Below are 13,646 nucleotides of genomic sequence, written 5' to 3'. Positions count from 1 at the left end.
TCAGCGCCTTGACCATCAACATCTCGGAGCGCAGGCGGTGGACCTCTTCGCGCAGCCGAAGCGCTTCGTTCTCCAGCTCGAGGATGCGCTTGATCCCCGCCAGGTTGATGCCCTCCTCCTGGGAGAGCCGCTGGACCTCACGGAGCTGGAGGATGTCGCGGGTGGAGTAAAGGCGGCCACGGCCTGCCGTACGGCCGGGGCAGACCAGGCCCAGACGGTCGTACTGGCGCAGGGTCTGCGGATGCAGACCCGACAGCTGAGCGGCCACCGAGATGACATAGACGGGCGTCTCGTCGGACAGATCGAAGTAGTTGGCGTCCATCGGCTACTCGCTTCTGGCCTTTTGAATGAGTTCGGCCCGCGGGTCGTCGCCCGCGGTGGCGTCGCGGAACTCGGTCAGGAGCTCTCGCGCCTTGTCGTCGAGCTGCTTGGGCACGATGACCTCGAAGGTGACCAGCAGGTCGCCCTTCGTGCCGTCCTTGCGGGTGGCTCCCCTTCCACGAACGCGCTGGACCTGGCCGTTGCGCGTGCCGGGCGCGATGCGGACGGTCACCGGCATGCCCTTGAGGATCGGCACCTTGATCTCGGCGCCGAGCGCGGCCTCGGTGAACGTGACGGGCACGGTGATGGTGAGGTTGTCGGCCGACCTGCCGAAGACCGGGTGCGGCTTGACGTGGGTGACGATGTACAGGTCGCCGGCCGGGCCGCCGTTCTCGCCCGGGGCGCCCTTGGCCTTGAGCTTGACCCGCTTGCCGTCGCTCACCCCGGCGGGGATGCGCGCCTGGATGGTGCGGGTGCTCTTGGCCCGGCCGCTGCCGTCGCACACAGGGCAGGGGTCGTCGACGAGCAGACCGCGGCCCTTGCAGTCGCGGCAGGGCTCGGAGAAGGCGAAGTTGCCCAGGTTGCGGCTGGCCGCGCCGGTGCCCTCGCAGGTCGGGCAGACCCGCGGCGTGGTGCCGGCCTTCGCGCCGGTGCCGGAGCACGCCGAACACGAGGCGGAGCTGGTCAGCCGCAGCGAGACCGTGGTGCCTTCCACGGCCTCGGTGAACGACAGCGTGACCTCGGACTCGATGTCCTGGCCGCGCCTCGGCCTGGTCGTGCTGCCGGTGGTGCGGGTGCTGGAGCCACCCCGGTTGAACAACCCCCCGAACAGGTCGCCGATGCGCTCACCGGCGCCTCCGCCGCCCTGCTGGCCTGCCGTACCGCCGAACAGGTCGCCGAAGTCGAACGGGAACCCGCCGCTGCCGCCGCCCGGCCGGGGCCCACCCAGGCCCGAGCCGAACAGCGTGCGCGCCTCGTCGTACTCCTTGCGGCGCTTGCCGTCGGAGAGCACGTCGTAGGCCTCGGAGACCTCCTTGAACTTGGTCTCCTTCTCCGGGCTGCCCTGGTTGGCGTCAGGGTGGTATTGCCGGGCCAGCTTCCGGTAGGCCTTCTTGATCTCGTCGGCGGTGGCGGACTTGGGCACACCAAGGACGGCGTAGTAGTCCTTCTCCAGGAAGTCCTTGGTGCTCATCTACCGTTCCTTCGTCCTCGTTCGGGGGGATTGCTTTAATTCAGTTGTCGTCTTCGGACGCCGGAGCGTCCTCGGGCTCCGCCACGGCCACCCGGGCCGGGCGCAACACCCGCTCGCCCATCCGGTAGCCGAGCTGCAGCACCTCGATGGCGGTGGGCTCGGTGACCTCCGTCGAGTAGCTGTGCATCAGCGCCTCGTGGATCGTCGGATCGAAGGGGTCCCCCTTCACACCGAACGAGCTCAGCCCCAGCTTGGTGAGCGCGCCCTCAAGGGACTCGGCCACCTTGGCGAAACCGCCGGTCAGCTCGCCGTGGTCGCGAGCCCTCCCGATGTCGTCGAGCACCGGGAGCAGCTCGCTCAGTGCCCCGGCGACCGCCTGCTCGCGGACCACGATCCGGTCGCGCTCCACCCGCCTGCGGTAGTTGGTGTACTCCGCCTGCAGGCGCTGGAGATCGGCGGTCCGCTCGGCGACCTGCGAGTGCAGGTCGCCGTCCCCCACGGGGGCGGGGGCCGGGGCGGCGGGAGCAGCGGCCTGCTCGGCCTGCTCCGCGTCGGTCCTGCGCGCCTGACCGGTCTCCGGGTCGATCTTGCGGTTGTCGCGGATCACCGGCTCATCCTGAGTGTCGGGCCCGTTCTCACGCGTGTTCACGAACTTGCTCCCCTCGTCGCCTTGAGCGGCCTACTTGTCCTTCTTGGGCTGCTCGTCGTCGACGATCTCGGCCTCGACCACGTCGTCGTCCGCCTTGGCCCCGTCGGTGGTGTCGCCGGTCGAGCCGGGAGCCGCGCCGTCCGGGCCGGACGCCGCCTGGCTCTGCTGGTAGATGGCCGAACCCATCTTCTGGCTGACCGTGGCGAGCTTCTCCGCCGAGGTGCGGATGACGTCGGTGTCGGTGCCCTCAAGAGCCTTCTTCAGCTCGGCGAGCGCGTCGTTGACCTCGGTCTTGATGTCGCCGGGGACCTTGTCGTCGTTCTCCCGGAGGAACTTCTCCGTCTGGTAGGCGAGCCCGTCCGCGTTGTTGCGGACCTCGGCCTCCTCGCGGCGCTTCTTGTCCTCTTCGGCGTAGGACTCGGCCTCGCGCATCATCCGCGCGATGTCGTCCTTCGGCAGCGCGGAGCCGCCGGTGATGGTCATCGTCTGCTCCTTGCCGGTGCCCAGGTCCTTGGCGGAGACGTTGACGATGCCGTTGGCGTCGATGTCGAAGGTGACCTCGATCTGCGGGATGCCGCGGGGGGCCGGGGCGATGCCGGTCAGCTCGAAGGTGGCCAGCTTCTTGTTGTACGACGCGATCTCGCGCTCGCCCTGGTACACCTGGATCTGCACCGACGGCTGGTTGTCCTCGGCCGTGGTGAAGACCTCGGAGCGCTTGGTCGGGATCGTCGTGTTGCGCTCGATGATCTTCGTGAAGATGCCGCCCTTGGTCTCGATGCCGAGGGACAGCGGGGTCACGTCGAGCAGCAGGACGTCCTTGACCTCGCCCTTGAGCACGCCGGCCTGCAGGGCGGCGCCGATGGCGACGACCTCGTCCGGGTTGACGCCCTTGTTGGGCTCCTTGCCGCCGGTGAGCTCCTTGACCAGCTCGGAGACGGCGGGCATGCGGGTCGAGCCGCCGACGAGCACCACGTGCGCGATGTCGGAGACCTTGATGCCGGCGTCCTTGATGACCTGGTGGAACGGGCCCTTGGTCCGCTCGAGCAGGTCGGCGGTCAGGCGCTGGAACTCGGCGCGGGTGAGCTTCTCGTCCAGGTGCAGCGGGCCCTCGGCCGACGCCGTGATGTAGGGCAGGTTGATGCTGGTCTCGGCCTGGCTGGAGAGCTCGATCTTGGCCTTCTCCGCCGCCTCACGCAGGCGCTGCAGGGCCATCTTGTCCTTGGCCAGGTCGACGCCGTGGGCGTTCTTGAACCTGTTGACGAGCTCGTCCACGACGCGCTGGTCCCAGTCGTCGCCACCGAGGTGGTTGTCGCCGCTGGTGGCCTTGACCTCGACGAAGCCGTGGCCGTCCTCGCTGCCGACGTCGAGCAGGGACACGTCGAAGGTGCCGCCGCCGAGGTCGAAGACCAGGATCGTCTGGTCCTGGTCCTTGTCGAGGCCGTAGGCCAGGGCCGCGGCGGTGGGCTCGTTGATGATGCGGAGCACGTTGAGGCCCGCGATCGTGCCAGCCTCCTTGGTGGCCTGCCGCTGCGAGTCGTTGAAGTAGGCGGGAACGGTGATCACCGCGTCAGTGATCTTCTCGCCCAGGTACGCCTCGGCGTCCTGCTTGAGCTTCTGCAGGACGAAGGCGCTGATCTGCTGGGGCGAGAACTTCTTGCCGTCGATCTCGACGGACCAGTCGGTGCCCATCTCGCGCTTGACCGAGCGAATCGTCCGGTCCACGTTGGTGACTGCCTGCCGCTTGGCGACCTCACCGACCAGGACCTCGCCGTTCTTCGCGAAGGCGACCACAGACGGCGTGGTCCGCGAACCCTGCGCGTTGGCGATGACGGTGGGCTCACCGCCCTCGAGGATCGAGACGACGGAGTTGGTCGTCCCCAGGTCGATACCTACCGCACGTGCCATGAGTACGTCCTTGTAGTCAAAGTTGAGTTGGTTGGACTCAACCTAAGGATGGTCCTTGCGTTTGTCAAACGAGTTGAGCCTATCCGACTCAACCCTCTTCGACGTCACAACATTCCGGACCTTCCAGGCAAGAACGGACGACAGACTGTGCGGCACATGACGCCGCCACTGATGCCAACGGAACAGCACCCGTGACCGTTCCGGTCCGCGCGGCGGGACCTCCGAGGCGCGTCGTGATCAGTTCTTCGCGCCGTCGACGAGCTTGCGGTTGCCGAGTGGCTTGCGGAGCTTCACGGTCGTGGTCTTCTCGATGGCGATCATGATGCAGGACGCGTTCACCGCCTTCGGCGCCGTGCCCTCGTACAGCGTGATGGTGACCCGCTTGGTGGTCTCCTTCACCTTCACCCGGTCGAGCACGCTGCACGGCGCCACGCCCGACCACCAGACCAGCTTCACCTTGCGGCCCTTGGAGACCGGCTTGGCGCTGGTCCAGCGGACCTTGTGCGGGTTGACCGCGTCACCGGTGGGCTTGACCGGCTCGGGGCCGTCGGCAGGGCCGCTGGAGGCAGGCTGGGCGGTCACCGGGACCTGCGGGGAGGCGGACTCGGGCACGGGGGCCGAGCCGCAGCCCATCGTCAGCGACAGGCACCCGGCCACCAGGGCCGCTGAGAGAAATCCACGCTTCGGCATACCCCTATGACGAACCCTGGCGATCCGGGGTTCAAGACATGGAACCTGATGATATGGCGGCGCGTGCGATCCACATGGGTGACGTTAGGGTGAACAGGTGCTTCGACACGTTCTCCTGGCTCTCGCACGAAGTGAACGCGCCGAGCGCGTCCTGTCGTCCTCGCCGCCGGCCAAGGCCCTGGCCGAGCGGTTCGTCGCCGCCGACGCCGCCGGCGCGGTGGCCGACCTGACCGATCAGGGGCTGCTGGTCTCCGTCGACTACCTCGGCGCGGACGTCACCGACCGGGCCAGGGCCGAGGGCTCGGTCCAGGCCTACCTCGCCCTGCTGGCCGGGCTGCACGCGGGAGCGGACGTGTCGGTACGGCCGACCGCGCTCGGCCTGCGCCTGTCCGAGCAGCTCGCCTTGGACAACGCGGCCACCATCTGCGAGGCCGCCGCGTCCAGGGGCGTCACCGTCACCCTCGACGCCGAGGAGCACGACACGGTCGAGGCGCTGATGTCGATCCACGCCACCCTGCGCAAGGAGCATCCGGGTGTCGGCGTGGTCGTCCAGGCCTACCTGCGGGAGGCGGCCGAGCGGTGCCGCAGGCTCGAAGGGGCCAGGGTGCGCCTGTGCAAGGGCGCCTATGAGGCCCCCGAGGCGCTCCGCTTCGGCACCGCCCGGGAGGTCGACAGGTCCTTCGTGCGCTGCCTCAGGATCCTGATGAACGGAAGCGGATACCCGGTGGTCGCCACCGACGACCGGCGGCTGATCGAGATCACCTCCGCGCTGGCGGTGCTGAGCGGGCGCGAGCCCTCGGCGTACGAGCACCAGCTCCCGCGCCGCGTGCGCCCGGCCGAGCGGCACCGGCTGACCTCGCTCGGCCTTCGGGTGCGCGTCGAGGTGCCCTACGGCCCAGGCTGGTACCCCTACCTTATGCGTCGCCTGGCCGAACATCCCGCCGACCTGGCCTTGGCCCTGCTGCCGCACCGATAGGACGGCGAGCCGCCAGGTCGGGTGGGGGAAACGAAGGCCGGTAGGCTGCAGATCGGGCTTCTACCTCGTGAGGACTGGCATGATCGCGATTCTGGGAACCGGCAAGATGGGCGAGGCCCTGCTCTCCGGCCTGCTCCGCGCCGGGTTCAAACCGGCCGACATCATGGCCACCGTGCGCAGGCCCGAGCGCGGCCAGGCGCTCAAGGAGTCGTACGGCGTCCGCATCGGTTCCAACGTCGAGGCCGCCAAGTCAGCCGACACCCTCGTCCTGGCGGTCAAGCCGCAGGACATGGCGACCCTGCTGGACGAGATAGCCCCCTATGTCCCCGCGGACCGGCTGGTCATCTCGGCCGCGGCGGGCATCACCACCGCGTTCGTCGAGCAGCGCCTCGGCGTGGACGTCCCGGTGGTGCGGGTCATGTCGAACACGCCGATCAGGTTCGACGAGGCGATGAGCGTGATCTCGGCGGGGTCGCACGCGGGCGAGGAGCACCTCAAGCTCACCGAGGCCCTGCTCCAGCCGGTGGGCAAGGTGCTGCGCATCCCCGAGTCGCAGCAGGACGCGGCGACCGCGCTGTCCGGCAGCGGCCCGGCCTACTTCTTCTACCTGGTCGAGGCCATGGTCGACGCGGGCATCCTGCTCGGCATGCCGCGCGCGGCTGCCCTGGACATGGTCACCCAGTCGATCGTCGGCGCGGCGATCATGCTGCGGGACTCCGGCGAGCACCCGGTGATCCTGCGCGAGGCGGTCACCTCGCCCGGCGGCACCACCATCGCCGCGATCGCCGAGCTGGAACGGCACAGCGTGCGCGCCGCCTTCCTCGCCGCCATCGAGGCCGCCCGCGACCGTGGCCGGGAGCTGGCGAGCGGCTGAGCCGTGTCGCGTTCTGAAATCGATTCGCGACCCGATCACTAAAGAACCTTAACTGTTACCAGGCGGTTCTGCTGGCCGTACCGGCCATCCGAGGGTTCCCCGGGCGGCCTGGTGACGGTCTCTTTACGATGGGTCGGTGACGGTTCGTCGCGGTATCCCCCCGCTGCTCGTCCTACTCGTGCTCACCGGCTGCTCAGCCGACGAGCCATCCCCCATCCAGCTCGCCGCCGTCGGGCGGGCCCCTGTCGCCGAGGTCGTCGAGGCGCCCGCCACCATCGGCGCCAGGGCCACGGCGACGATGCGCTCGCCCGCCCAGGGCACGGTCGGCAAGCTCTACGTGCACGACGGCGAGCGGGTCGGCAAGGGCCAGGTACTGGTCAAGATCAGCTCGCCGCAGGCCAGAGGCCAGCTCAAGCAGGCCCGCCAGGCGGCGAAGACGGCCGCCCCGGCCACGCCGCGGCCCTCGTTCGGCGCGCCGCGCCTCAGGGTCGCCTCCTTCGACACCGCCGCCCTCGACCGCAAGGTGCGCGGGCACTTCGCCAAGGCGCGGGCCGAGGCGCGCAAGATCGACGACCCGACGGCGCGCCGGCAACTGCTGAACGCGATCGGCCTGGCCGAAACCCAGCACAAGGCCCAGCGCGAGGCGCTCGCCGCGATCACCGCCGACCTCGACCGTACGGTCAACGGCGTACTCGCCCAGCTCACCGGGCAGCTCAGCAGCGGCCTCGGCGGGCTCACCGCCTCGATGTCCTCGCTGCGCTCCGCCTCGGCCGCGCAGGCGAAGGCCGCGGTCAAGATGGCGGAGGACACCGTGAAGTCGCTCACCGTCAAAGCCCCCTTCGCGGGGATCGTGACGCTCGGCCGCCCCTCGGGGGGCGGCGGGGCGGCCGGGTTGAGCGGGCTGCTGGGACAGCTGCCCGGCGGGCAACCGCCCGCGGTCCCCTCGGCGAGCGGCGGCGCCCCCGTCGCGACCGGCGTCCCGGTGTCCCCGGGAGACCCGCTCGTCACCGTCACCGACGTCTCCAGGCTCACCCTGTCCGCCGACATCGACGAGACCGACGTCCTGCTCGTGAAGCCCGACACCCAGGCCGAGGTGGAGCTCGACGCGGTGCCGGGCGCCACCTACACCGCGACGGTCACCGGCGTCGGCGTGCAGCCGATGCAGGCCACGACCGGGGGAGTGAGCTACCCGGTGCAACTCTCGCTCGGCAAGGGCACCTTCGACGACGGGACCAAGGCGCCCACCCCCAAACCGGGGATGAGCGCGGTCACCCGGCTGACCGTACGCGAAGCCGCCGACGCCGTCGCCGTCCCGGCCTCGGCGATCGTCTCCAGCGGGCGCGACAGCGTGATCTGGGTGGTGCGGAACGGCGCCGCCGAACGCCGCGTGGTCAAGCTCGGCGCCCAGGGCGACGCACTGGTCCAGGTGGTCGCCGGCCTGACCGTGGGCGAACGCGTCGTGGTCAAGGGCGCCGACGCCGTACGGCAGGGCCAGAAGCTGCCATGACGCCCGCCCTGCAGGTCGTGGACCTCACCAGGTCCTACCAGCTCGACGGCGTCACGGTCGACGCGCTCAGGGGCGTCAGCCTGCGCATCGACCCCGGCGAGTTCGTGGCGATCATCGGGCCCTCGGGGTCGGGCAAGTCCACGCTCATGCACCTGCTCGGCTGCCTCGACCGGCCGACCTCCGGCGCGCTGCGGGTGAACGGCGTGGAGATGGCCCGGCTGTCCGACACCCAGCTCGCCGAACTGCGCAACGAGACGATCGGCTTCGTCTTCCAGTCCTTCCACCTGCTGGGCCGTACCTCGGCGCTGGACAACGTGGCGCTGCCGCTGGTCTACCGGGGGGTGGGCCGGGCCGAGCGGCGGGCCAGGGCGCGGGCGGCGCTGGAGTCCGTCGGGCTCGGCCACCGGCTCGGCCACCGGCCCTCGCAGATGTCCGGCGGCGAGCAGCAGCGGGTGGCGATCGCCAGGGCGCTGGTCGGCGAGCCCAGGGTGCTGCTCGCCGACGAGCCGACCGGCAACCTCGACACCCGCAACGGGGCCGAGGTGATGGCCATCCTCGACCGGCTCAACGGCGAGCGCGGCATGGCCGTCGTGCTGGTCACCCACGAGCCCGAGGTGGCCGCGCACGCCAGACGGCAGATCCACGTGCGCGACGGGCTGATCGAGCTGGACACCGGCGAGGCGGCGGCGTGAGGGGGCGCGAGGCGTTCGCCATGGCGCTGGAGGCGCTGCGGGTGAACCGGCTGCGCAGCACGCTGACCATGCTCGGCGTCGTCATCGGCGTGCTGGCCGTGGTGATCCTCGTCTCCATCGGCACCGGCGCGAAGGACGCGGTGGAGAGCGAGATCTCCGGCCTCGGCAGCAACATCATCCTGGTGGTGCCGGGCCGGATCGGGGTGGGCGCGGTGCCCACGCAGAGCAGGCTCGACCTGAGTGACGTCGCCTACGTCCGCCGGGTGGTCGGCGATCCCGCCAGGGTCACCATGTCGATCAATTCGGGCGAGACCGTCAGGGTCGGCAGGACCGAGGTGTTCGTCACCGTGGTGGGCACCGACGAGAACCTGCCCCGCGTCTTCGACCGGCCGCTGCGGCGTGGCCGTACCCTCAGCGAGACCGATGTGGACACCCGGCGGCGGGTGGCGGTGCTCGGCGCGGAGGTGGCCGACCGGCTCTTCGGCGAGGTGGACCCGATCGGGCGGCAGGTGACGATCTCCGGCGCCCGCTTCCGGGTGGTCGGCGTGTACGCCACGGTCGGCGCGACCTTCGGTGTCTCGCGCGACCAGGAGATCCACATCCCGGTGACCACCGCGCAGCGGCTGCTGGGCGTCTCCAGGATCCAGGGCATCGCGGTCCGCGCCTCCGGACCCGACGAGATCGAGCCGCTGCAGCGCAGGGTGGTCGACGCGCTCGGCGAGCGGTACCCGGGGGAGCGGTTCTCGGCCGTCACCCAGACCCAGTTGCTCGGCGCGATCGGCAGCGTGATCGGCATGCTGACCGGTGTGCTGGCCGCCATCGCGGGCATCTCGCTGCTGGTCGGCGGCGTCGGCGTGTCCAACATCATGCTGGTCAGCGTGCGCGAGCGGACCCGGGAGATCGGCCTGCGCAAGGCGCTGGGCGCCCGGCAGCGGGACGTGCTGGCCCAGTTCCTGATCGAGGCGGTGCTGCTGACCACGCTCGGCGGGCTGATCGGCATCGCGCTCGGCGTCGGCGGGTCGCTGCTGATCAGGACCCTCACCGAGGTGCCCGCCTCGATCACCTGGTGGTCGATCGCGTTGGCGTTCGGGGTTTCGGTGGTGGTCGGGGTGTTCTTCGGGGTCGCGCCCGCGCGCCGGGCGGCCAGGCTGGACCCGGTGATCGCCCTGCGCGCGGACTAAGCCGCTCAAGCGTCGCGGCGGCGCAGCAGGATCGCCGCGGCGACCATGGGGACGGCGATCCAGACGAGGTACACCCCGAAGCCCGTCCACGGCCCGAGCGCCCCTTCGGCCGGCATCACCCTGGCCACCAGGGTGCCCGCGTTGGAGGTGAAGTACCTGGCCACGGTCGGGCCCCACTCGCCCGGCAGCATCTGCAGCATCTGCGCCATCTGCGGCAGCACCAGGTTCAGCGCGATGACGGCGACGAGCGCGCCCGGCGTGTGCCTGATCAGCGCGCCCAGCGCCAGCCCGAACAGGCCGCTCGCGGTCAGGAACAGGGCGGCGCCGAACACCGCGCGCATGACGCCCGGATCGCCGATCGCCGCGTCCAGATTCTTGGTCCCCAGGAACGCCTGGCCCAGGAAGAACGCGGCGAACGCCGCGGCCGTGGTGACGACCAGGCTCACCACCGTGAACACCGCCACCTTGGCCGCCAGCAGCCGCAGCCGCTGCGGCACCCCGAGCAGCGAGGTGCGGATCATCCCGGTGCGGTACTCGCCGCTGATCACCAGCACGCCCAGCGTGGCGATGGCCAGCGCGGCGAACTGCAGGCCGCCCAGCGAGATGTTGAGCGCCTGGTCCACACTGAACTCGGCCGACTCCTCGGCCGAGTTCGACACCGCGAACGAGAGCAGCCCGCCGATCACCAGCATCAGGACCGCCGCCGAGATCAGCGTCCACATCGTGGAGCGCACCGAGCGCATCTTGGTCCACTCGGACCGCAGGACCTCGCCGGTCATGACGCCACCGCCTCGTACTCGGTCGTCTCCTTGGTCAGTTCCATGTAGGCCGCCTCCAGCGTGGGCTGGACGAACACCAGTTCCTCCAGCGGCAGCCCGGCCTTCATCGTCAGCACGCCGACGTCGCCCGCGCTCATGCTGGTCACCCGCAGGTGGTCGGCGTGCAGCTCACCGGCGCCCAGTAGGTCGGCGACCTCGGCGAGCCGGTTCGAGCGCACCCGCACGTACCCCTGGGAGCTGCGGCCGATGAACTCCGACACGCTGGTGTCGGCGATCAGCTCGCCCTTGCCGATCACGATCAGGTGGTCGGCGGTCTGCGCCATCTCGCTCATCAGGTGGCTGGAGACGAAGACCGTGCGGCCCTCGGCGGCCAGCTTGCGCATGAGCGTACGGATCCAGAGGATGCCCTCCGGGTCGAGGCCGTTGACCGGCTCGTCGAACAGCAGGATCTCCGGGTCGCCGAGCAGCGCGGCGGCGATGCCGAGCCGCTGCGACATACCCAGCGAGAAGCCGCCGATCCGGCGCTTGGCGGCCGCGGAGAGCCCGACGGTGGCCAGCACCTCCTCCACCCGCGAGGCGGGCAGGGCGTTGCTCTGCGCCATGCACAGCAGGTGGTCGCGGGCGCTCCGGCCGCCGTGCACGGCCTTCGCGTCCAGCAGCGCGCCGACCCTGCGCAGCGGGTGCCTCAGGTCCCCGTAGTGCTTGCCGCCGATCAGCACGTCCCCTCCGGAGGGCCGGTCGAGGCCGAGGATCATGCGCATCGTGGTGGATTTTCCCGCGCCGTTCGGACCGAGGAACCCGGTCACCCGCCCGGGCTCCACATCGAAGGACAGCCCGGCGACGGCCACGGTCTGCCCGTAGTGTTTGCTCAGTCTTCGTGCCTGGATCACGCTCATGGATCCAGGCTCGCCGACCGGCACGCGGATCTCTTCCTGCTGCGGGACGGTCATGTCCTCCTGCCTCGGAGTACGGCCCGCACCCCCGCCCTGGGACCCTGCTCCTACGCCCCCGCGCTGACCAGCCCCGCCTCGTAGGCGACGATGACGGCCTGAGCCCGGTCCCGCACCTCGATCTTGCCGAACAGGCTCGTGACGTGGTTCTTCACGGTGGACGGGGAGACGCCCAGCTCCTGCGCGATCTCGCCGTTCGACCGGCCTCTGGCGATCAGCACGAGCACCTCCCGCTCGCGGTCGGTCAGCCCGGCCAGCCCCGGCGGCACGCCCATCGCGGGCGACCGGGAGGCGCGCACGAACGTGCCGATCAGCCGGGTCAGCAGCCGGGGCGCCACGGCCGACTCGCCCCGGTGCACCACGCGGACGCCCTCGACCAGTTCCTCGGGCGAGATGTCCTTGGGCAGGAATCCGGCCGCCCCGGCCCTGAGCGCCGCCACGACGTACTCGTCCAGGTCGAAGGTGCTCAGCGCGAGCACCCGCATGCCGGGTAGTTCGGCGGTGATCCGCCGGGTCGCGGCCACGCCGTCCAGGCCGGGCATGTGCAGGTCCATCAGGACGACGTCGGGGCGCAGTTCGTGGCAGAGCCGTACGGCCTGCTCACCCTCGCCCGCCTCGCCGACCACGGTCAGGTCGGGCTGGGAGTTGAGCATCATGGTGAACCCCATGCGGACCAGCGCCTGGTCGTCGACCAGAAGGACCTTGATCATCTGGCCTCCTCCGCGGGGATCGGCAGGCTGGCGTAGACCCGGAATCCGCCCTCCGGGCGCGGCCCCGTCTCCAGTCGTCCGCCGCACAGTGCCACACGTTCGGCCATGCCGCCAAGCCCGAAACCCTGGGATTCGGGCGCCGAGCCGTTCCGCCGGCCCACGCCGTCGTCGAGCACCTCGACCTCCACTTCGTCGTCCTGGTAGCCGAGGCGCACGCTGGCCCGCGCGCCGGCCGCGTGCTTGCGGGTGTTGGTCAGCGCCTCCTGCACGATCCGGTAGACGGCGTGGTCGACGGCGGCGGGCAGCGTGGCGGGGGTCCCGCCGATCCGCAGGCTGGCCGGTAACCCCGCCCTCCTGGCCTGCTCGACCAGGGCGGTCAGGCCCGCCACGCCGACTCCGGTGGCCGCGTCCGCGCTCTCGCCGTCGGCCCTGAGCACGTGCAGGAGCTGCCGCATCTCGGCGAGGGCGGCGCGGGAGGTCTGCTCCGCGTTCAGCAGCGCGTCGCGGGCGTCGACCGGGTTGGCGGTCATCGTCGAGCGGGCGCCGCCGACCAGCGCGTTGATCACGGTGAGGTGGTGGGCGACGACGTCGTGCAGTTCCCTGGCGATGCGCCGCCGCTCGGCCCGTACGGCGTTGTCGGCGGCCTCGCGCTCCCGACGCTCCTTGAGCTCGCCGCGCAGCCGGACGAACTGGCCGGCGCCGATGTACAGGAATGTCGCCAGGACCGGCGCGACCGCGTTTCCGTAGTGGTCGGTGCGAACCCAGTAGGAGACGGCGGTGGGCGTCGAGGCGAGGGCGGCGGCGATCACGGCGTGCCTGCCGGGCGCGTAGCGGCCCGCGCTGTAGAGGGCGACCACCGAGGCGAGGTTGAGCGAGCCGAGGACGCCGATGACGAGTCCGACGGTGTCGATGGACACGGTGACGGCGGTGACCGTGAGGGGACGGCTCCGGCGGACGAGCAGGGGCAGGCTCGCGGCGAAGAAGAGGACGGCGGCCACGGCCGCCTTGTGGTCCTCGATCTGGTACATCCAGACGCCGCCGACCAGTGGGAACCCGCAGAACACCATGACCAGGGCGGTGTCCAGCACGCGAGGACGCCGGACGAACCGCCAGACCCTTCCGGCGAAACCCATGCTTTGACCATATTTCGTACTCTCAGACCATGCGGAGGTTGTCGGGTGCGGCTGCGGTAACGTCGGGCGCAGGCGCGAGCGGGGCGA

The 13,646-nt window shown here is 70.7% G+C and carries 13 protein-coding genes and 1 pseudogene; 5 read left to right on the top strand and 9 right to left on the bottom strand.

The genetic code is table 11. The features are described from left to right. Positions 1-19: 19 nt before the first annotated feature. The 5 genes and pseudogenes from ABZ911_RS31330 to ABZ911_RS31310 form a co-directional block, all read right to left on the bottom strand. Positions 20-322: pseudogene (locus ABZ911_RS31330) on the bottom strand (helix-turn-helix transcriptional regulator); the annotation flags it as partial. Between the two features lie 3 nt (positions 323-325). Then, complete coding sequence (dnaJ, locus tag ABZ911_RS31325; protein WP_358063951.1) at positions 326-1,513, bottom strand: molecular chaperone DnaJ; 1,188 nt, start codon at positions 1,511-1,513, stop codon at positions 326-328. A gap of 40 nt (positions 1,514-1,553) precedes the next feature. After that, the gene (grpE, locus tag ABZ911_RS31320; RefSeq protein ID WP_358063948.1) at positions 1,554-2,162 is read right to left on the bottom strand and encodes a nucleotide exchange factor GrpE; all 609 of its coding nucleotides are present in this window, start codon (positions 2,160-2,162) and stop codon (positions 1,554-1,556) included. Between the two features lie 30 nt (positions 2,163-2,192). After that, positions 2,193-4,067 (bottom strand): molecular chaperone DnaK, encoded by a 1,875-nt coding sequence (dnaK, locus tag ABZ911_RS31315; protein WP_358063945.1) that lies wholly within the window; start codon positions 4,065-4,067, stop codon positions 2,193-2,195. Positions 4,068-4,304: 237 nt separating this feature from the next. Then, a complete protein-coding gene (locus ABZ911_RS31310; RefSeq protein WP_358063942.1) occupies positions 4,305-4,757 on the bottom strand; it encodes a hypothetical protein in 453 nt (150 codons plus the stop codon). Positions 4,758-4,854: 97 nt separating this feature from the next. On the opposite strand from ABZ911_RS31310, the gene ABZ911_RS31305 reads away from it, so the two are divergent. From ABZ911_RS31305 to ABZ911_RS31285, 5 genes are all read left to right on the top strand, one after another. After that, entirely contained in the window at positions 4,855-5,733 is an 879-nt protein-coding gene (locus tag ABZ911_RS31305; RefSeq protein ID WP_358063939.1) for a proline dehydrogenase family protein, read from the top strand. Between the two features lie 79 nt (positions 5,734-5,812). After that, positions 5,813-6,607: a pyrroline-5-carboxylate reductase gene (gene proC / locus ABZ911_RS31300; protein WP_358063936.1), complete on the top strand. Its 795-nt coding sequence runs from the start codon at positions 5,813-5,815 to the stop codon at positions 6,605-6,607. Between the two features lie 136 nt (positions 6,608-6,743). Beyond that, complete coding sequence (locus tag ABZ911_RS31295) at positions 6,744-8,114, top strand: efflux RND transporter periplasmic adaptor subunit (protein WP_358063933.1); 1,371 nt, start codon at positions 6,744-6,746, stop codon at positions 8,112-8,114. Continuing rightward, positions 8,111-8,806, top strand: a complete 696-nt coding sequence (locus ABZ911_RS31290) for an ABC transporter ATP-binding protein (protein ID WP_358063930.1) — start codon at positions 8,111-8,113, stop codon at positions 8,804-8,806. Before ABZ911_RS31295 ends, ABZ911_RS31290 begins: the two co-directional genes overlap by 4 nt. Then, positions 8,803-9,987, top strand: coding sequence for an ABC transporter permease (locus ABZ911_RS31285; RefSeq protein ID WP_358063927.1), 1,185 nt, complete (start codon positions 8,803-8,805; stop codon positions 9,985-9,987). The genes ABZ911_RS31290 and ABZ911_RS31285 overlap by 4 nt, the downstream gene beginning before the upstream one ends. Before the next feature lie 5 nt (positions 9,988-9,992). On the opposite strand, the gene ABZ911_RS31280 is transcribed toward ABZ911_RS31285, so the two are convergent. Genes ABZ911_RS31280 through ABZ911_RS31265 form a run of 4 tightly spaced genes read right to left on the bottom strand, consistent with a single transcriptional unit; the run spans position 9,993 to position 13,559 of the window. Continuing rightward, complete coding sequence (locus tag ABZ911_RS31280; RefSeq protein WP_358063924.1) at positions 9,993-10,766, bottom strand: ABC transporter permease; 774 nt, start codon at positions 10,764-10,766, stop codon at positions 9,993-9,995. Then, positions 10,763-11,716 carry an ABC transporter ATP-binding protein gene (locus ABZ911_RS31275; protein ID WP_358063921.1) on the bottom strand — a complete coding sequence of 318 codons (954 nt, stop codon included), beginning with the start codon at positions 11,714-11,716 and terminating at the stop codon, positions 10,763-10,765. Before ABZ911_RS31275 ends, ABZ911_RS31280 begins: the two co-directional genes overlap by 4 nt. Before the next feature lie 50 nt (positions 11,717-11,766). Further along, a complete protein-coding gene (locus tag ABZ911_RS31270) occupies positions 11,767-12,426 on the bottom strand; it encodes a response regulator transcription factor (RefSeq protein WP_358063918.1) in 660 nt (219 codons plus the stop codon). After that, positions 12,423-13,559 (bottom strand): histidine kinase, encoded by a 1,137-nt coding sequence (locus ABZ911_RS31265; protein ID WP_358063915.1) that lies wholly within the window; start codon positions 13,557-13,559, stop codon positions 12,423-12,425. Before ABZ911_RS31265 ends, ABZ911_RS31270 begins: the two co-directional genes overlap by 4 nt. Positions 13,560-13,646: the final 87 nt, after the last annotated feature.

The organism is Nonomuraea sp. NPDC046570 (assembly GCF_040645915.1).
Taxonomy (GTDB): domain Bacteria; phylum Actinomycetota; class Actinomycetes; order Streptosporangiales; family Streptosporangiaceae; genus Nonomuraea.
The sequence above is the reverse complement of the archived record's forward strand: the minus strand, read 5'-3'. Positions and strand labels throughout refer to the sequence as shown.